General features: G+C 65.3%; 19 protein-coding genes and 1 pseudogene. 7 read left to right on the forward strand and 13 right to left on the reverse strand.

Features of this window, described 5'->3' with window-relative positions:
- Positions 1–9: 9 nt before the first annotated feature.
- From pqqE to ACP2AH_RS03405, 7 genes and pseudogenes are all read right to left on the reverse strand, one after another.
- Complete coding sequence (gene pqqE / locus ACP2AH_RS03375) at positions 10–1155, reverse strand: pyrroloquinoline quinone biosynthesis protein PqqE (RefSeq protein ID WP_425104488.1); 1146 nt, start codon at positions 1153–1155, stop codon at positions 10–12.
- Positions 1152–2233 (reverse strand): annotated as a pseudogene (gene pqqC / locus ACP2AH_RS03380) (pyrroloquinoline-quinone synthase PqqC). The gene pqqE and the pseudogene pqqC overlap by 4 nt, the downstream one beginning before the upstream one ends.
- A complete protein-coding gene (pqqB, locus tag ACP2AH_RS03385; protein WP_425104489.1) occupies positions 2194–3132 on the reverse strand; it encodes a pyrroloquinoline quinone biosynthesis protein PqqB in 939 nt (312 codons plus the stop codon). The pseudogene pqqC and the gene pqqB overlap by 40 nt, the downstream one beginning before the upstream one ends.
- A 38-nt stretch (positions 3133–3170) precedes the next feature.
- Positions 3171–3248 (reverse strand): pyrroloquinoline quinone precursor peptide PqqA, encoded by a 78-nt coding sequence (pqqA, locus tag ACP2AH_RS03390; RefSeq protein WP_081620376.1) that lies wholly within the window; start codon positions 3246–3248, stop codon positions 3171–3173.
- A 186-nt stretch (positions 3249–3434) separates the two neighbouring features.
- Positions 3435–4124, reverse strand: a complete 690-nt coding sequence (locus tag ACP2AH_RS03395; RefSeq protein WP_425104490.1) for a response regulator transcription factor — start codon at positions 4122–4124, stop codon at positions 3435–3437.
- Complete coding sequence (locus ACP2AH_RS03400; protein WP_425104491.1) at positions 4121–5716, reverse strand: sensor histidine kinase; 1596 nt, start codon at positions 5714–5716, stop codon at positions 4121–4123. Before ACP2AH_RS03400 ends, ACP2AH_RS03395 begins: the two co-directional genes overlap by 4 nt.
- A 156-nt stretch (positions 5717–5872) precedes the next feature.
- A complete protein-coding gene (locus ACP2AH_RS03405; RefSeq protein WP_425104492.1) occupies positions 5873–6082 on the reverse strand; it encodes a hypothetical protein in 210 nt (69 codons plus the stop codon).
- Positions 6083–6552: 470 nt separating this feature from the next.
- Here ACP2AH_RS03405 and fae point away from each other — a divergent pair, with 470 nt between their 5' ends.
- Positions 6553–7059, forward strand: a complete 507-nt coding sequence (gene fae, locus ACP2AH_RS03410) for a formaldehyde-activating enzyme (RefSeq protein WP_425104493.1) — start codon at positions 6553–6555, stop codon at positions 7057–7059.
- 286 nt (positions 7060–7345) lie between these two features.
- Here fae and ACP2AH_RS03415 read toward each other — a convergent pair whose 3' ends face one another.
- Genes ACP2AH_RS03415 through ACP2AH_RS03430 form a run of 4 tightly spaced genes read right to left on the reverse strand, consistent with a single transcriptional unit; the run spans position 7346 to position 10413 of the window.
- Positions 7346–8059 (reverse strand): ABC transporter ATP-binding protein, encoded by a 714-nt coding sequence (locus tag ACP2AH_RS03415; RefSeq protein WP_425104494.1) that lies wholly within the window; start codon positions 8057–8059, stop codon positions 7346–7348.
- Positions 8056–8805 carry an ABC transporter permease gene (locus ACP2AH_RS03420; protein ID WP_425104495.1) on the reverse strand — a complete coding sequence of 250 codons (750 nt, stop codon included), beginning with the start codon at positions 8803–8805 and terminating at the stop codon, positions 8056–8058. Before ACP2AH_RS03420 ends, ACP2AH_RS03415 begins: the two co-directional genes overlap by 4 nt.
- A 4-nt stretch (positions 8806–8809) precedes the next feature.
- Positions 8810–9817 carry an ABC transporter substrate-binding protein gene (locus ACP2AH_RS03425; RefSeq protein WP_425104496.1) on the reverse strand — a complete coding sequence of 336 codons (1008 nt, stop codon included), beginning with the start codon at positions 9815–9817 and terminating at the stop codon, positions 8810–8812.
- The gene (locus ACP2AH_RS03430; RefSeq protein WP_425104497.1) at positions 9814–10413 is read right to left on the reverse strand and encodes a DUF3280 domain-containing protein; all 600 of its coding nucleotides are present in this window, start codon (positions 10411–10413) and stop codon (positions 9814–9816) included. Before ACP2AH_RS03430 ends, ACP2AH_RS03425 begins: the two co-directional genes overlap by 4 nt.
- Before the next feature lie 221 nt (positions 10414–10634).
- Between ACP2AH_RS03430 and ACP2AH_RS03435 the strand changes: the two genes are divergently transcribed.
- The 6 genes from ACP2AH_RS03435 to ACP2AH_RS03460 all read left to right on the forward strand — a co-directional run bounded on the left by ACP2AH_RS03435 (position 10635) and on the right by ACP2AH_RS03460 (position 15789).
- On the forward strand, positions 10635–11882 hold the full coding sequence (locus tag ACP2AH_RS03435) for an ABC transporter substrate-binding protein (RefSeq protein WP_425104498.1): 1248 nt from the start codon (positions 10635–10637) through the stop codon (positions 11880–11882).
- Between the two features lie 26 nt (positions 11883–11908).
- Positions 11909–12895, forward strand: coding sequence for a PQQ-dependent catabolism-associated beta-propeller protein (locus ACP2AH_RS03440; protein ID WP_425104499.1), 987 nt, complete (start codon positions 11909–11911; stop codon positions 12893–12895).
- Between the two features lie 47 nt (positions 12896–12942).
- A complete protein-coding gene (locus ACP2AH_RS03445) occupies positions 12943–13380 on the forward strand; it encodes a copper-binding protein (protein WP_425104500.1) in 438 nt (145 codons plus the stop codon).
- 84 nt (positions 13381–13464) lie between these two features.
- Positions 13465–14256, forward strand: coding sequence for an ABC transporter ATP-binding protein (locus tag ACP2AH_RS03450; RefSeq protein WP_425104501.1), 792 nt, complete (start codon positions 13465–13467; stop codon positions 14254–14256).
- Positions 14253–15089, forward strand: coding sequence for an ABC transporter permease (locus ACP2AH_RS03455; protein ID WP_425104502.1), 837 nt, complete (start codon positions 14253–14255; stop codon positions 15087–15089). Before ACP2AH_RS03450 ends, ACP2AH_RS03455 begins: the two co-directional genes overlap by 4 nt.
- Positions 15090–15159: 70 nt before the next feature.
- Positions 15160–15789 (forward strand): hypothetical protein, encoded by a 630-nt coding sequence (locus ACP2AH_RS03460; RefSeq protein ID WP_425104503.1) that lies wholly within the window; start codon positions 15160–15162, stop codon positions 15787–15789.
- A 97-nt stretch (positions 15790–15886) separates the two neighbouring features.
- Here ACP2AH_RS03460 and ACP2AH_RS03465 read toward each other — a convergent pair whose 3' ends face one another.
- Positions 15887–16477, reverse strand: a complete 591-nt coding sequence (locus ACP2AH_RS03465) for a PQQ-dependent catabolism-associated CXXCW motif protein (protein WP_425104504.1) — start codon at positions 16475–16477, stop codon at positions 15887–15889.
- Positions 16478–16494: 17 nt separating this feature from the next.
- Entirely contained in the window at positions 16495–17373 is an 879-nt protein-coding gene (locus ACP2AH_RS03470) for a substrate-binding domain-containing protein (RefSeq protein ID WP_425104505.1), read from the reverse strand.
- Positions 17374–17376 lie beyond the last annotated feature (3 nt).

The following is a 17376-nucleotide window of genomic DNA, read 5'->3' on the forward strand; positions in this document are numbered from 1 at the left end:
AGGCCTCCGTCAGCCGGCACGATCGGGCTGGAAATAGCGTCGGTAGTCATAGATCTCGGAGCCGTCGGCATCGGCTTCGGCCAGCGCCAACAGGTCGGCATGCAGCGGCGACAAATGGCAGGCGGGATCGGTGGCGGCGGCATCGCCGGCAATTGCCATGGCTTGGCAGCGGCAACCGCCCCAGTCGATTTCCTTGCGGTCGCAGCTCTTGCACAGCGGCGGCATCCAGTCCGTGCCACGGAAGGCGTTGAAGGCAGGCGAATTCACCCAGACATCGCTGAGCGAATGGTCGCGCACGTTCCAGAAATCGAGGCTCGGAATCGTCTCAGCCGCGTGGCACGGCAGTACCTTGCCGGAGGGCGTGACATTGAGCGACTGCCGGCCCCAGCCATTCATGCAGGGCTTGGGATACCTGGCGTAGTAGTCCGGCACGACGGCATCGATGGTGAGGGTGCCCTTGAGCCGGGTGCGCGCCTCCTCCACCACGTCCAGCGCCCAGAACACCTGGTCGCGCGTCGGCATCAGCGCGCCGCGATTGCGCAGCGCCCAGCCATAATACTGCGAATGGGCGATTTCGATACGCTTGGCGCCGAGGGACAAGGCCAGGTCGATGAAGTCCGGGATCTGGTGGATGTTGGCGCGATGCACCACGGAGTTGATTGTGAGCGGCAGGCCGAGCCGGCGCACCTCATGGGCAACGGCGAGCTTCCTCTCATGCGCGCCGCGGAAATTTGAGACCTTGTCGGTCATATCCGCCGTCGCGCCCTGGAAGGACAACTGCACATGGTCGATACCGGCATCGGAAATCGACTGCAGACGCTCCGCCGTCACGCCCACGCCGGCGGTGATGAGATTGGTGTAGAGCCCCACCTCGACACAGTGGCGGATCATCTGTTCGAGATCGCGCCGCGCCGTCGGCTCGCCGCCGGAGAGATGGACCTGCAGCACGCCGAGCTTGGCCGCCTCGGAGAACACCCGCAGCCAAGTCTCGGTGTCGAGTTCGACATTGCGCCGGTCCAGTTCCACCGGATTGGAGCAATAGGGGCATTGCAGCGGACAGCGATGGGTCAGCTCCGCCAGCATGCCGTAGGGGATGGGAGGCGCCGGGCGTGCCGGCACCTCCACCTGGTGGCGAGGTTCGTCGATCAGGCTCATGATGCGGCATCCCCGACCAAGGGCGAGGCGACCTCGATCAGCCCTTTCTCGGCCAGCCCGGCGAGGAAGGCATCGACATCGGTCGCGATGGTCTGGCGCTCCACCGTGAAGGCGGCGGCGAGTTCGTCGACGATGAGGCCGATGGAGCGCACACCGTCCACCTTCTTCAGGATCTCGACCGCGACAGGATCGGGATTGAGCACCCGTTCCGGCGCCAGCAGCACCCACTGGCCCCGCGCCTCGTCATGCCGAAGGCGCACGCCGCGCGCCAGCCTGGGAACGCCGTTCGCCGCAAGAGTCGCTGTCATCACCCCTCCTTCGGGACGAAGGCTCCCGGATAGGCCATCTTCGGGTCGATATAGGCGAAATAGAGCGCGTCGAGTTGCACCCACAGCACGTCGCACTTGAATTCCAGCGCCCGGATCGCCTGTTCCTGCTGCTCCGGCGTGCGGGCGTGCTGCTTAACATAGTCGAGCGCGAAGTCCGCATCGCGCGGCGCCTGGGTCAGGCGCTTGTCGAAATAGGCAAGAGTCTCCTTGGAGACGAAATCATAGTTCTTCAGCATGCCGGCCACACGCTCGCCGATGATCCCGGGCGAGAACATCTCCGTGAGCGAGGAAGCGATGGCCTCCAGCAGCGTCTTCTCACGGACGAAATGTACATAGGCGTCGACCGCGAACTTGGTCGCCGGCAGCAGGCCCCGCAGCGAGGTGACGGTATGGCGGTCGAGCCCTAGGCTGTCGGTCAGCACCAGCCAGCGGGCAATGCCGCCCTCCCCCTCATGGTCGCCATCGTGATCGACGATGCGCTGGCGCCAGACACGGCGTAGTTCCGGCTCCTCCATGCGGGCGAGAATGGCGGAATCCTTCACCGGGATCATCGCCTGGTAGTAATAGCGATTGAGCGCCCAGGCCTGAACCTGACCAAAGGTCAGTTTGCCATTATGCAGCAGTTTGTGAAAGGGATGCAGGCTGTGATAGCGGCGCGTGCCAACATCGCGCAGGCGCGCTTCAAGTTCTTCCGGCGAAAGAAGCGTGGTCATAGGGCAATCTCCATCCCATCGTGAGCGATTTCCCATCCGGCTTTATTCGCCGTGATCCGCTCATCTGAGCCATCAACCAGCACCGGATTGGTGTTGTTGATGTGAACATAGATTTTTCGCCCGACGTTGACCTCGCGCAAAGCCTCGATCGAACCGCGCGGACCCGACATCGACATATGCCCCATCCGCGCCCCGGTCTTGGTGCCGACACCGGCAAGCACCATCTCGTCGTCCTGCCAGAGCGTGCCGTCGAACAGCACCGCATCCGCCCCGTCCAGCCGCGCGCGCAAGCCGTCGGTCATGGCCGCACAGCCAGGGATATAGAGAACGCGCCTGCCGCCGGCGGTGAGTTCGACGCCGATGGTTTGCTCGCCCTCGCGATCGGTGGTGAGCGACCCCTGCTCGGCCTGCTCGCGCGCTTCAAGATAGAGGGCGATCTTGCCCGGCACCGGGAAAATCGTCGCCTGCACGCCTGCGACAAGTTCAAAAGACGCGCCCAGCTGCACCGGGCGGCGCGCCACGACATCGGGAGCCAGCACATCGAAGGCGCTGCTGCCCGCGAGCACTGACTGTACGCCCGGCGTCGCCAGCAGACTGAAAGGCTGCGCCTCGCGCAGGCTCAGCAGACCGGCGACGTGGTCGATATCGGCATTGGTCAGCAGCACGGCTTTGAGCGGCGAGTGCCGCAGCCCCTCTCGGGGATGCAATGCGGGTGTCGCCTGCAATTGCGCGAGAATTTCGGGCGCGCAGTTCACCAGCGCCCAGTCGCGACCATTAGAAGTCACGGCGATCGACGCCTGCGTTCGCCGCCGCACACGGGGATCGTTCGCCCATGCAAGCGAACAGACCGCGCAGCGGCAGTTCCACTGAGGGAACCCACCGCCCGCGGCTGATCCGAGGATCACAAGCTTGAAGTGGGACGGGGGCGTGGTCATCGGCAAAGCGATTTCATGCCATCCCGTCCCCAGAAGGCTCAGAAGTCAGCCGGATAGTAGGCGTTGACTTCCATGCCGACGCAGACTTCAACAATGCGAGGAGCAGTCCAGGCCATATCGTCCTCCTGATGTTGTCCAATCCCTCTTTACTTCATAAGAAGATTATAAGAGATTGAGTTGCTTTGCGGATATTTCACCGCTTCAATAATGTGATGATCCTTTGGTCATCCGTCAAGAAGACCTGACCATCTTTCCCTCAGGCACACATTATACCACGGCGATGTGATCGCGAACGCTGCATCTCAATTCCCGTCCGCGTCCAGCATGAATCCACGGCCTCGCACCGTGACGATGAGGTGCGCCCCTTCCGGCAGAGCCTCCGCCAGCTTGTGGCGGAGATAGCCGACATACACATCCACGACGTTCAGCGAGGCGCCGCCATGGCCAGCCCACAGCGCCGCGAAGATATCCGCACGCGAGAGGGGCTCACCGGGATGACGCATAAGCAGCGCAAGGAGTTCCACCTCACGCTCGGTCAGCCGCACACGGACGCCGCCAAGCTGCGCCTGCCGGGTGTCGAGATCGAGCGAGAGCGCGCCGACCTCCAGCGTGCGGGGCTCACTCCCGGCACCGCTGCGGCGCAGGGCCTGCACCTTCACCCGCGCCAGCAGTTCCTCGAAGGCGAAGGGCTTGACGATGTAGTCGTCCGCCCCCGCCATCAGCCCCTCGGTACGCTCATTCACGCTGGAACGGGCGGACAGCATGAGAATCGGCGCCGTCTGCCCGCCGGCCCGGAGCGCCTTGCACACTTCGATGCCCGAACGCCCCGGCAGCATCACGTCGAGAATGATCGCCCCCCACGGCTTGCCCGTGGCAACCCGCAGCGCCGCCTCGCCGTCACCGACCAGCTCCACGTCGTAACTCTCGGAGGAAAAACCCCGCCGCAGCAGCGAGCCGATATCGGGATCGTCCTCCACGACCAGAATGTTCATTGGGCGGCCTCCAGTGTGATGTCCGGCAGCGGGAGCGGCAGGCGCACCGCGACGCAGGTGCCGCGCCGCCCCCCGGCCTCTCCCGTACTGCTTTCAATGGCGATTCGACCCCCATGGCGGTCGACGATCCACTTTGCGAGGGCGAGACCTATACCGAAACCCGTCCCTTCGCGCGTGCCGGCCGAGCCGCGCCAGAAGCGCTCGAACACATGCGGCAATTCGTCGGGTGGAATGCCGGTGCCATGGTCGCGCACCTCGATCACCACCTCCTCACCCTCCCGGCGTGCGCCGAGCCGCACGCTCTCGCCGGGAGGCGAGTGACGCACCGCATTGGCGACGAGCCCATCAAAGGTCTGACGCAGCCATTCGCGGTCGGCATCGACGGCCAGCCCCTCCGCCCCCTCCTCCGCCTCCAGCACGAGCCCGCTCGCCCGCGCCAGCGGCGCCATGCCCTCGCACACGTCGGTCAGCAGGTCCGACACCAGGAACAGCGAGCGGTCGAGCTCGATCTGGCCGCTTTCGGACCGCGCGATACGCAAAAGGTCCTCCACCCGGCGATGTAGCCGGCGCGCGCGCGACTGGATCACCAGCAGGGCCGCGCGCAAATCCTCCTCGCGCGGTTTCTGGGGACGCAAGGTGATCTCGACCTCGCCGAGAATCACCGTCAGCGGCGTGCGCAATTCGTGGCTGACATCGGTGAAGAAGCGCCGGCGCGCCATGTCGACATTTTCAAGCCGGGTGTTGGCGGCGCGCAATTCAGCCGTGCGGGCCTCGACGATTTGCTGCAATTGCTTCTGATCGGCAACCAGCCGGGCTTCGCGGCGGGCGAGATGCGCCGCCATGCGGTTGAACCGCGCCATGGCGAGGCTGAGTTCGTCATGCCCCGTCACGTTGACACGGGTATCCGATCGCCCGCGCGCGATCGCCGCCGCCGCCGCCGCGACATCCGCCACCCGGTTCACCAGCGTGCGTCCGAGAAGATGGTAGAGCGCGACCGCCAGCAGGAAGGCGAGCGCCACGCCGGCCAGCCCCCAGCGGATGGTGCGTTCACGCAGTTCCCGCACCTGATTATAGGCGTCGAGGGCGGTGGTACGCTCCTCCTCCATGGCCTGGCTGAGCGGCGCGCCGAAGCCAGCGGCGAACACATCGAGCGCGACGCGGGCCGCCGTCGCGGGCTCCTCCGTCTTCAGCGCGAGGTCGACCTGCCGGTCCAGCACATCGAACTGCGCCCGCAGCCGGGCGATGGTGCGGCTGCGGGCCGCCATCAATGTCCGCTGTTCCTCGCCGACCAGCCGGCCGACATAGGACGAAAGCGCCTCCTCCAGCCGCGCGAAGGCTTCCCGCGTCCGCTCGGCGGCGAGAACGCGGCCGGCGCGGGCGGGTGTACGCTCGGCCTGCGGCGACTCGTGCCCGGCCTGCAACGCCAGAAGCGCGTAATCGCCGATGCGTCCCGAAATCGTGGAGAGGAGTTCCAGCCGGGTCTGCGCGGAAACGAGCCGATCCAGCTGGCCGCTGACCGCTCCCAGCGCGAGGACAAGCGCCAAAGTCGAAGCCGCCGTCACAAAGACGGCAACCGACAGCAAGAGCGCCATGCGCGCTCTAAGCGATGAGAACAAGCCGCGCCCCATCCCGCCTCACCGGATGACGCCACCCCATGCGATGGCGTCCCAATGATTTCACGGACGCGACCCGTGCGCACGCTGCGATGCAACAGGCCGCCCTGGCGAGGGGCCCACGCTACGGCGCTGTCAGATCTCTCGCCCACTCGCGCCGGGAGGCGCGCAGCGCCATTTGAGCACCTTCCATTTAGGGTGGGTCTCGGTCCACTCGGCAATCACCGGCATGGCGCCGATCATGCACTGCATGGGCGCCGGTGGCGCTTCAAGCCCGACAGAGACCGCCTCCTCGCGGCACGTGCCGGGGCTGGCAATGAGGCAGATGGAAAGAATGAGCTCCATGTTGTTCCTCGTGGCGTGAGTGCAACGCCGTCCGAACGCTCCCCCGAAAGGCCGGCCTCGATCTCTACGCCGCACGCGGCAGTCGGATCACTCATGAATGCTGCAACGCAGCAAGAACCTTGCCAGCTGTATCCGGCTTGGCCGTCGCATGCGCTCCAGGCGATTGTGCGCATCCCTCGCCCACAGCCGGCGAACTATGCCGCATTTTTGGTCGTGCCGCCAGTTTCCTCAAGGTGCGAGCGTTAGGCATGCGCGACAATATTCCGTGGGGCAAGCGCGCGTGCCGGCGTCATACGAATGAAGAATCCCTTGCAGATAAAGGCGAAGCGGGCCTAGTCTCTCGCCGTAACGTGTCTGGTCGCGCTATCGGGCCAACCGGTTTGGTGTTCCAAACGCTGCAACAAAGATAGCCGGGACATCGGGGGACAATTCCCGTCCCTTGTCATGCAACCCCGTTCTGGGAGGAATAGATGGCCAAGATCAACAAGGTACTCATCGGCGAGTCGCTGGTGGGCGACGGCAACGAGGTCGCCCATATCGACCTCATCATCGGACCGCGCGGCTCCGCGGCCGAAAGCGCCTTCCTGAATGCGCTGACCAACAACAAGGACGGCTTCACCTCGCTGCTCGCGGTCGTGACTCCGAACCTGCTCGCCAAGCCGAACACCATCCTCTTCAACAAAGTGACCATCAAGGACGCCCGCCAGGCCGTCCAGATGTTCGGTCCCGCCCAGTATGCGGTCGCCAAGGCCGTCGTCGACAGCGTCGCTGAAGGCGTGATCCCGGAAGAAGAAGCCGACGACCTGTTCATCTCGGTCGGCGTGTTCATCCACTGGGAAGCGGCGGACGACGCCAAGATCCAGCAGTTCAACTATGAGGCCACCAAGGAAGCGCTCAAGCGCGCCGTGGAAGGCCAGCCGACGATCAAGGAAGTGCTCGCTCAGGCCGCTTCGGCCAAGCACCCCTTCGCCGCTTAGATCGGAAGCAACCCTGGGCAGACAACAGCTCCGCCCGCGGCCCAATACCCGAAGGGCCTGCTCCAGCGGTTGGCGGCGATCTTCCTGAACAAGTGAGGGCCGCACAGGCCCTTGCTTGCGCCACGGAGGCGGCGGTTTCCGCCCTCTCACGCCGACGCAGATCATTTTGGCCCGGGGCTTCATCGCTCCGGGCCTTTTTCATTCAGGGCATGCGGGAGGCGCGCTTGTGGCCGGCCAACGCTGCCGATCCGTCAGACCACCGGAGAACAAGCTTCGTTTCGTTCGGCTAGGCCGCATCCAGGCTAAGGCGCACCGCGTCGAGGCACGCAGGCGTCGCCCGCTCCTCCGGCGTCAGGTTGATCGGCATGTCGCGGACGACCCGCACCGGCGCGCCGTCCAGCACGACGATACGGCTCGCCAGTTCCACCGCCTCGCGCCGGTCGTGCGTCACGAACAGCACGGCGGCCGGACGACGGGCGAGCAGGCGACGCAGCAGATCCCGCAGCCGCGCCGCGCCCGCCTCATCCAGCGAAACGAAGGGCTCGTCCATCAACAGCACGTCGGGCGCGATGGCGAAGGCGCGGGCCAGCGCCACGCGCCGCTGCTGGCCGAGCGACAAGCGCTCAGGATAGGCCCCCGCGAGATCCGCCATCCCAACCTCCTGGAGCATCTCCTCCGCCTGCAGTCGCCCCGCGTCCCCCGACGGCAGCGGCAGGGCGACATTCTGAAGCACCGTGCGCCATGGCAGAAGCCGGGGGTTCTGGAACGCATAAGCGAGGCGCGGCGCGGCAGTGCCGAAACGGATCGTTCCACGGAAATCACGGTCCAGCCCGGCCACGATGTTGAGCAGCGTGGTCTTGCCGATGCCGGACTCACCCAGCAGTGCCACGAAGGCACCTTCCGCAATATCGAGATGGAAGTTGCGAAAGACCGCACGACCAACCCCTCCCGCCTGCGCGGGATAGTGCTTCTCATCGATCTCGATTGTGATCGCGCTCATCGCCGCCACCGGTTGGCGCGACGTTCCCAGGGCTGGAGAAGACCGATTTCGATGAGTTGCACCACCGCCGTGAAGGCGAGCGCATAAGCGAGGATACCAGCGACATCGAATAGCTGGAACGCGGTCTGCAACTCGAAGCCGACGCCGTTCGAGCGGCCGAGCAGTTCCACAACGAGCACGATCTTCCAGGTGAGCGCCAAGCCGGAACGGGCACTGGCGGCGAAGAACGGCACCAGTTGCGGCAGGACCACCTCGCGCAGCGCCCGCAGGCGCGGCACCCGGTAGACCTGCGCCATCTCGTCGAGATCGCGCGACAGCGCCGCCGCGCCTTCGCGCATCGTCACCGCGACATTGGGAATCTTGTTGATCGCCACCGCCGTGATCGCCGCCACCTCGGTGAGGCCGAACCAGACATAGCAGAGAATGATGACGACCAGCGCCGGCAAGTTGAGCAGCACCACCAGCCACGGTCCGAACAGTTCATTCAGCGCCACCGACCGGCCCAGCACGATGCCGATGGCGGATCCAAGCGTCATGGCGATGAGGAAACTCGCGGCGACGCGGGCGAGCGTGATGGCGACGCTTTCGGGCAGCACGCCGGTGCGCGTGGCGCGCAGCATGGCCGCGAACACCTCAAGCGGGCCGGGCAGCAGGCGCGACTGCGCCCACAGCGCGGCGACTTGCCAGAACAGCAGCAGCGCCAGCAAGGAGGCGGCCGTCAGCAGCAGACGCCGGGACGTGGACACGGTTTCACTCGCCGATAGGGCCGAACAGCGAACGGTCGAAACGGGGATCGGGTCCCACCAATTCCTCTCCGCCTATCTGCGCCAGCACCTCGAACAGCTTGGCGCAGGAAACCCGCTCCGCCTCGCCGAACGCGCCGGGAATGCCGGCGCGGTAATAGTCGCGCAGGCGGGCGAACTCAGCATCGTCCGCCACCTGCATCAGCGGGCGAAGACGGGTCCAGGCCGAATCGTCGGTGGCGAGCACGCGATTGGCCGCCGCCGCCGCACGCAGGAAGGCCGCGATCGCCGCGCCGCGTTCCGCCATGACGGCGTTGCGCCAGACAAAACCGACCAGCGGCGGCACCGGGTCGATGCCAAGCCCTCGCACCATCTCGCTGACATCGATCAGCCGGGCGAAACCGCGGGCGTCGAGCCGCGCGGCATAGGGCCAGAAAGTCAGCACCGCATCGACGCGGCCGAGCGGCAATTGCTCGCTCACCAGCGGCGGGGCGCCATAGACCGGCTCGGCGGCGCTGGCGAGATCGACGCCGAGCTTCGCCTTCCCATAGGCGCGCAGCAGCAGCCAGCTCTTGTCGAGCGCGCCGCCGGCAACGCCGATGCGCCGGCCGCGCAGATCCTCCAGTGTCTTAACCGGCCCATTCGCCGCCACCATCACCGCGCCCAGCGCGTTGGAAAACGGCGCGAAACGCATGCGCTCACCATCGCTCGTACGCCGCATGGCCCAGAGCCAGTCGCTGACGATGAGGTCGATATCACCCGCTTGCAGCGCCACCGTGGTCGCCTGCCCGCTGGCGAAATCGACGCTTTCCAGCGCCAGCCCTTCGCGCCGGTCGAGCCCCTCGGCACGCATCGTCTCCACCAGCCAGTTGAGCGTGCCGAATTTCAGCGTCCCGACACGCAGCGCCAACGCCGGGCCACCTTGGGCGCGCAGCAGCGAGGGCGTGGCGACGAAGCCCGCCGCCGCCGCGAGCAAGGCTCGGCGCGAAAGCGGCGAGAGGGTGGCACGGGTCATGGGGCGGCCTTCCCGGTAAGCGGCGGATCAAGCAGACGGTTGCGCACGAGATAGGAGATGCCACGCAGCCAGGATTCATCCGTGTTGTTGCGGATATCGGCGCTGCCGGCGCGCAGCACCTCGCCGGTAGCGGCATCGCGCAGCTGGAAATTGATGTTGAGAATGAGATTCGACACCTTCTGCACCAACCCTATGACCTCGATCTGCGCACCGAGGGCCTGAGCGATCGGCAATTCACAACCATTGCAGTTGCGAAACGGCGTAGCTTCCGTGATCTGCGCCCGCTGGGGCGAAAGGTCCAGCACGTCATAGCCCGCCTCCTTCAGCCGGCGCCGAACTTCTTCGGTGATGAGGTCGAGCCTGCGCTTCTCCTCCGGCTTCGGACCACGAATGTCGACCTCGCTGCTGGTGTCGAGCAACTCGAAGTCGAACACCGCAACCCGCGTCGCGGCCTGCGCGGCGCTCACCACTCCAAGGCCGGACCCCAGCGCTATCGACAAGGCGAGAGCCAAACCGAGGAAGCGGCCGGCACGAATTGGAAATCTCATTCGACTTGCCTCCTCGATGGGCGACTTCTTCCCGGCCGGCGCAATCATATCGACAAGAACTCCTCCTGCAACCCATCGGGAAAAAGTTCCCGTCTGAAATATTTCGTCTATGCTTGCGACAATAGGAACGTTACATTCTCTTATTAGTTTCTTATGTACTCAATTTTATTGAATGCCGGATTTTGTTTGCGTAGAGTTTTCCCCAAGGCTCACGAGAAAAGTTCCGAGGACCATCTCCTCGAGAACGCAAGCCGCGGGATGGAAAGCCGATGATGAGGATGGCAGGCGCTGTCGGCGCGACGCTTATGGCGATGGTATACGCCTCTGCCCCCGCCGGGGCGCAGGAAGCGGCGGCGCCCACAACTCCCCCTGCCTCCCCGCCTTTGGCCGCCAAACCGGCGGCGGCGATCGGTCCGGAACAGACCTTCCTGATCGGCGTAGTGCGCCAGCTTCCCGAGCCGCCGCCTTGGATCGCGCCCCTGCAGATGCCGCCCGATGACCTCGGCATCGCCGGCGCCGAGCTCGGCATTCGTGACAACCTCACCAGCGGCCGCTTCCTCAAGCTCGACTACAAGCTGTCGAGCGAGATCGTGCCCACGGATGGCGACCCGCTTTCGGCCGTGGCAAAGCTGGTCGAGGCCGGCAATCGCTTCATCCTGCTGGACGTGCCGCCGGATGCGCTGCTGAAGATCGCCGATACCTATAAGGATCGCGACATCGTCTTCATCAATGTCGGTGCCACGGATGATCGGCTGCGGCAGAAGGACTGCCGGGCCAATGTGTTCCACATCGCCCCCAGCCGCTCCATGCTGACCGACGCGCTGGCCCAATTCCTCGTCACCAAGCGCTGGCAGAACTGGTTCCTGATGGTCGGGCGAACCGACAATGACAAGCTCTATGGCGAGGCGGTGAAGCGCTCGGCCAAGAAGTTCGGCGCCAAGATCGTGGCCGAAAAGACCTGGGACTATGGGCCGGACGCCCGCGCCACCGCCCAGTCCGAAGTGCCGCGCGGCACACAGGTCGGCGAGTACGACATGCTGATCGTCGCCGACGAACTCGGCGAGTTCGGCGACATCCTGCCCTACAATACCTGGCTGCCGCGCCCGATCGCCGGCACCCAGGGCCTGATGGCGCTTTCCTGGCACCCGACGATGGAAAACTGGGGCGCCTCGCAGCTGCAGAGCCGGTTCTTCAAGCAGTCCAAGCGGATGATGCAGCCGCTGGATTTCCAGATGTGGCAGGGCGTGTTTGCCGTCGGCTCGGCCAGCCTGAAGACGCGCAACAGCGACCCGGCGAAGATCGAGGCGCAGATGCTCTCGCCCGATTACGACTTGCCGGTGTTCAAGGGTGTCGCCGCGTCATTCCGCAGCTGGGACCACCAGCTGCGCCAGCCGATACTGCTGACCCACGCCACCAATACGGTGACGCTCTCGCCGCAGGCCGGCTTCCTGCACCAGACCTCGCCACTTGATACGCTGGGCTTCGACAGACCCGAAACGCTCTGCAAATTCCAATAAAATCAAACGATTGCCTGGAGGAAACGATGAAACGACAGATGCTGCTGTCCACCGGCCTGGCCACCCTTGCGGGGCTGATGCTGGTGGATGCCCTGCCGGCCGAGGCGTCTCCGCGCGCCTTCGTGACCAATGAGCGCGACCACACGATGAGCGTGGTCGACATGTCGACGCTGAAGGTCACGAACACCATCAAGACCGGGCGTCGCCCACGCGGCATCATCGCCAGCCCGGACGGCAAGCTGATCTATGTCTGCGCCTCCGACGACAACCGCGTCGAGGTCTATGACGCGGCGACCCTCAAGCTGGTGAAGACGCTGCGCTCAGGCCCCGACCCCGAGCTGTTCGTGCTCCACCCCTCGGGCAACCCGCTCTACATCGCCAACGAAGACGACAACATGGTCACGGTGGTCAATGTCGAGAACAACGACCTGATCGCGGAAATTCCGGTGGGCGTCGAGCCGGAAGGCATGGGCATCAGCCCCGACGGCAAATACATGGTCAACACGTCCGAGACGACCAACATGGCGCATGTGGTCGACACCTCGAACAATGAGATTATCGAGAACATCCTCGTCGATTCCCGCCCGCGCATTGCCGAGTTCAGCAAGGATGGCAAGCAGCTCTGGGTATCGTCGGAGGTCGGCGGCACGGTGGCGGTGATCGACCCCGCGACCTGGAAGATCGTCAAGAAGATCTCGTTCAAGATCCCCGGCGTGGCGGATGACGCCATCCAGCCCGTCGGCGTGCGGATCACCAAGGACGGTTCGAAGGCCTTCGTCGCGCTCGGCCCGGCCAACCGGGTCGCAGTCGTCAACGCCAAGACGCTGGAAGTCGAGAAATATCTGCTGGTCGGCCAGCGCGTCTGGCAGCTCGGCTTCACGCCGGACGAGAAGTTCCTGCTCTCGACCAACGGCAATTCCAACGACATTTCGGTGATCGACGTCGCCGACGAGAAGGTCACCAAATCCGTCACGGTCGGCCGCCTGCCCTGGGGCGTGGTCGTGGTGCCGTGACCGACATTTTCACCAGAAAACTAAGCAATATCGGGAGGAACCCCTTCATGACTCTTCGACGCAAAGCCGCTCTTTCCTTCACCTTCGCCGCCCTTCTCGCCACCTCCGGCGCTGCCCTCGCGGCCGGCGACCTGACGCTGAAGCCCACCGAACTGAAGCCGCTCGAACTCGGGCTCGGCAATGCCGGCTATGGCGTCTCGGAGACCAAGTACAATCTGGAAACCGGCAAGGCCTACAGCCTCGAACTCAGCTCCACGGGCAAGAAGGAATGCGCCTGGCAGGCGCCGGAATTCTTCAAGAGCATTTTCCTGCGTAAGGTGGAGGTCGAGGAGGTCGAGGTGAAGGCCGTCGCCCTAACCGAGATCGAGTTTGAAAAGGAAGGCGAGGCCGAACTTTTCTTCGTGCCCATCAAGCCCGGCACCTTCGCCTGGTACTGCAAGGGCATGGAGGAGCGGGGCATGAAGGGCGAGTTCATCGTCAAATAGCCCCGACCAGGCCTGTATTTCGATCCTCGTGACCCTTGTCCCCGGCCCCGCCGGGGACTTTCTTCTCTCGGTACGGGAGATGCCATGACGGAACCGACCAGCTCCACGCCCCACGCCCCCGGCCCGGCCGATGGTGTGCCGGCGCTCGATATCCGCGCGGTCAGCCATGCTTTTGGTGCGCGCAAGGCGCTGGACGATGTCAGCCTCACCGTGCCCGCCGGCAGCTTCACCGCCCTCCTCGGCCCCAACGGCGCCGGCAAGACGACGTTGTTCTCACTGGTCACCCGGCTCTACGACAACCGCAGCGGCGCGATCCATGTGCTCGGGGCCGACGTGCGGCGCCGGCCCGCCGAAGCGCTCAGTCGGCTCGGCGTGGTGTTCCAGGCCCGCACGCTCGACCTTGAACTCTCCGTGCTCGACAATCTGCTCTACCACGCCACGCTGCACGGCATCGGCTTTGGCGCCGGGCGCCGCCGGGCGATGGAACTGCTGGCGCAGGATGGCCTGGCCGAACGCGCGCGCGAAAAGGTGCGCGACCTCTCGGGCGGGCAGATGCGCCGGGTGGAAATCGTGCGTGCGCTCATGCACCGCCCGCGCCTGCTGCTGCTCGACGAGCCGACCGTCGGCCTCGACATCGCCTCGCGCGCGGCCGTGGTCGCCCTTGTCCGCGCGCTGGTGGCAGATGAAGGGATCGGCGTACTATGGGCGACCCATATCATCGAGGAGATCGGCCCCGGCGACCGCGTTGTGGTGCTGCACCGCGGACAGATCCGCGCCAGCGGTTCCTATGAAGAGATGCGCGCCCGCGCCGGCGGCGAGGACCTGTCCACGGCCCTCCTGCAGCTGGTGAACGACACGGGTGAGGCAGCGGCATGACCCCGGCGCGATTCCGCCTGCCGCTGACCGGCTATGTCATCGTCCTCACCGGCATTTGCTGGCGGGAGGCGCTACGTTTCCTCAACCAGCGCGGCCGCTTTCTCTCCGCCCTGGTGCGCCCGCTGGTGTGGCTGTTCATCTTCGCCGCCGGCTTTCGCTCGGTGCTCGGCGTCTCGATCATCCCGCCTTATGAGACCTATGTGCTCTACGAGGTTTATGTGACACCGGGCCTGGTGGCGATGATCCAGCTGTTCAACGGGTTGCAATCCTCGCTCTCCATGGTTCACGACCGCGAGGTCGGCGCCATGCGTATCCTGCTGGTGAGCCCCTATCCGCGCTGGTACCTGCTGGTGTGCAAGCTCGTCGCCGGCATCGGCGTGTCGCTGCTGCAGGTCTATGCCTTCCTCGCCGTCGCCTGGTTCTGGGAGGTGGAACTGCCGCCCATCGGCTATGTCACCGTTATCCCCGCGCTCCTCCTCTCAGGCTTGATGCTCGGCGCCATGGGGCTGCTCATGTCCTCGCTGTTCCGGCAGATGGAGAACTTCGCCAGCGTGATGAACTTCGTCATCTTTCCGATGTTCTTCGCCTCCTCGGCGCTCTACCCGCTGTGGCGGGTGCAGGAGAGCAGCCTCGCACTATGGTGGATCTGCACATTCAACCCGTTCACCTATGCCGTGGAGCTGATCCGCTTCGCGCTTTACGGCCAATTCGCCCCTTTTGCCGCGCTGGTGGTCGCGGGGTGCGCGGCGCTGTTCCTTGCCGCCTCGATCTTGGCCTATGATCCTTCCGCTGGCGTCATGGCCCGTCGCGGCGGACCGGAAACGGCAAAATGAGCCGGCCCCTGCACGGCCATGTCGAAACGGAAGCCGGAGAGCTTCCGGGCAATATCTCGAGGAAAAGCCCATGCCCACATCCTACCCCGCCTTGCGTCGCCTAAGCCTCGCCGTGCCTCTCCTGCTCGTGGGCGTCGCCCCCGCCCTCGCCGCCGCCCCCAGCGGGGGGCTCTGGCCCTGCATCCAGCGCAAAGTGCCTGAGCTTGCGGTCGGTCAGATGTGGTCCGGCCCTCCGATCGAAAACCTGCAGTGGCAAGACGACCGACAGGTCGCCGATCTTGTGCCGGTGCTGGCCGCCCAGCGCACACCCATCGAGGAGGCGACGAAGCAGATCGACGCCTTCGCCGGCACGCTCGGGCCGAACGACAAACAGCGTCTCACCCTGCTGTTCGCCGGCGTGTTCGAGCAGATCAATGCCCGCCGCAGCCGCATCATGAGCGGCATCGAGCGCTATTCCGAGCACCAGATCGAGCTCTCCAAACGCATCAAGGAAGAGAGCCTCGCCCTCGCCAAGGCCAAGAAGGCCGCGACCACCGACGAGGACAAGACCAAGGCGCAGGAACTGGAGAAGCAGTTGCTGTGGGACACGCGCGTTTATGATGCGCGCCAGCAGTCGATGACGGCCGTGTGCGAAAGCCCGGTGCTGCTGGAACAGCGCATCTTCGCGCTCGCCCGGGCCATTCAGGAAAAGCTGCCGTAAACAGGTGGCCCCGGCCTGTGCGGCCGGGGCGTCCCCCAACGCGCCGCGAGGTGTCGCGCGCCGAGTTGAAGGCGACGTTCAGGGAAGAAAGCGACGCTCAGGGCGTCGGCTGGCCTTCTTCCAGCGGCAGGCCGGCCTTGGCCCAGCCATCGCTACCGGCGGGATACCAGGCGATGTTAGTGTAGCCATATTCGGTGATCGCGCGCTTGGCGGCGTTCCAGCTCATCCAGCAATCGGTCTGGCAGTAAAGCACCAGCGGGGCTGCGCGGTTGCCGCCGGCCAGAGCATCCAGCCGGGTGCGGAAATAGGCGTCGATCTCGGCCGAAAGGGCACCATAGCCGACATTGGGAAGCCAGACGCTGCCGGGCAGATGATCGCGCCTCTTGTCGCGCCACAGCGTGCCTGGAGGGAGGTTGGCCGGCTTCACATCCCGCGGCATCACATCAACGAAGATCGCCGCTTTAGCGCGCCAGAGCTTTTCGGCCTGGGCTGTGTCGATCACCTGGGCGCCTTTGAGGGTGGCCGGCGTCGGGGCACGGTAAGCCTCCATGCGGTAGCCCGTCGGCTCGGGCACAACGTCTTCGCCCCGGCCGGCGGCGGGGGCAAAGACATAGAGAACGGCGGCGAGCCCGGCCATGCCCAGCCAGGCCAGCCGGTGGAGGGTGGAATCGGGCCGATAGCGCTTCACCGCCGCCTCCTGCAGATCTAAGGCGCCGCTTCGAGGGGGCGGTCCTGATTGTCGAGAAGAGGCACACCGTAATCGAGCAGGATACGGTTGATCGCGCCCTGCTCCTTCTGGATGAAGCCGTTCAGCTGATGCTTCCAGTTCAGCTCGCCGGGGCGGATGCCAAAGGTGATGCGGTAAATAAGCGAGGGGTCGCCCTTCTCCTTCACCAGCGGCACCACCGAGAGCGGGACAGTCGACTTCTTGGCGTAGTAGCCGCCGATCGGGCCCCACAGGATGCCGGCATCGATCTCACCCTCGTCGAGATCGGCAATCATCGCCTCGGCCGGGCTGTCGAAGCGGCGATCCACCATCAGCGCGTAGGGCCGCGCCAGCGGCATCAGGCCATTGCGGGTGAGGAGATCGCCCGGCGGCGTCCCTGCGATGACGCCGATCCGCCGGCCCTTCAGACGCGGATCCTCCAGCGTGTCGACGCCGGCGAGATCGCCATCCTTCTTGGTGATCAGCACCCAGGCCGAGCGGTAATAGGGATTGGTGTTGAGGATCGGGTCGCCGGCGGCGACATAACCCATCACCACATCGCAGCGCTTGGCGCCGAGCGTCATGCGGTAGAAGCCGGTAGCCTGCGGAAACCAGGTGTAATCGAGGGCGAGGCCGAGCTTCTCGGCCATGAGCTCGGCGATCTTGTTCTCGAAGCCCTGCCCTTCCTCATTGGTGAAGGGCATGTTTGCGGGATCGGCGCAGACCCGCAATGTCGAGCGATCAACCAGATCGGCCACCTGGGCCGAGGCCGCGTGGGGAAAGGCGGCGAGGGCGAGGAGCGTCACGCAGACCGCGACACCCCTCCCCTTCTTGCGCGCCGAGCGATGGCAAAGTCCCGGCTGTGCGCTGTCCGCCATGGG

The organism is Ancylobacter sp. (assembly GCF_965249975.1).
Classification (GTDB): Bacteria; Pseudomonadota; Alphaproteobacteria; order Rhizobiales; family Xanthobacteraceae; genus Ancylobacter.

Coding starts and splice junctions, on each gene's coding strand:
- pqqE (WP_425104488.1), bottom strand. CDS start 1,155: ATGAGCCTGATCGACGAACCTCGCCACCAGGTGGAGGTGCCGGCACGC.
- pqqB (WP_425104489.1), bottom strand. CDS start 3,132: ATGACCACGCCCCCGTCCCACTTCAAGCTTGTGATCCTCGGATCAGCC.
- pqqA (WP_081620376.1), bottom strand. CDS start 3,248: ATGGCCTGGACTGCTCCTCGCATTGTTGAAGTCTGCGTCGGCATGGAA.
- ACP2AH_RS03395 (WP_425104490.1), bottom strand. CDS start 4,124: ATGAACATTCTGGTCGTGGAGGACGATCCCGATATCGGCTCGCTGCTG.
- ACP2AH_RS03400 (WP_425104491.1), bottom strand. CDS start 5,716: ATGGCGCTCTTGCTGTCGGTTGCCGTCTTTGTGACGGCGGCTTCGACT.
- ACP2AH_RS03405 (WP_425104492.1), bottom strand. CDS start 6,082: ATGGAGCTCATTCTTTCCATCTGCCTCATTGCCAGCCCCGGCACGTGC.
- fae (WP_425104493.1), top strand. CDS start 6,553: ATGGCCAAGATCAACAAGGTACTCATCGGCGAGTCGCTGGTGGGCGAC.
- ACP2AH_RS03415 (WP_425104494.1), bottom strand. CDS start 8,059: ATGAGCGCGATCACAATCGAGATCGATGAGAAGCACTATCCCGCGCAG.
- ACP2AH_RS03425 (WP_425104496.1), bottom strand. CDS start 9,817: ATGACCCGTGCCACCCTCTCGCCGCTTTCGCGCCGAGCCTTGCTCGCG.
- ACP2AH_RS03430 (WP_425104497.1), bottom strand. CDS start 10,413: ATGATTGCGCCGGCCGGGAAGAAGTCGCCCATCGAGGAGGCAAGTCGA.
- ACP2AH_RS03435 (WP_425104498.1), top strand. CDS start 10,635: ATGATGAGGATGGCAGGCGCTGTCGGCGCGACGCTTATGGCGATGGTA.
- ACP2AH_RS03440 (WP_425104499.1), top strand. CDS start 11,909: ATGAAACGACAGATGCTGCTGTCCACCGGCCTGGCCACCCTTGCGGGG.
- ACP2AH_RS03445 (WP_425104500.1), top strand. CDS start 12,943: ATGACTCTTCGACGCAAAGCCGCTCTTTCCTTCACCTTCGCCGCCCTT.
- ACP2AH_RS03450 (WP_425104501.1), top strand. CDS start 13,465: ATGACGGAACCGACCAGCTCCACGCCCCACGCCCCCGGCCCGGCCGAT.
- ACP2AH_RS03455 (WP_425104502.1), top strand. CDS start 14,253: ATGACCCCGGCGCGATTCCGCCTGCCGCTGACCGGCTATGTCATCGTC.
- ACP2AH_RS03460 (WP_425104503.1), top strand. CDS start 15,160: ATGCCCACATCCTACCCCGCCTTGCGTCGCCTAAGCCTCGCCGTGCCT.
- ACP2AH_RS03470 (WP_425104505.1), bottom strand. CDS start 17,373: ATGGCGGACAGCGCACAGCCGGGACTTTGCCATCGCTCGGCGCGCAAG.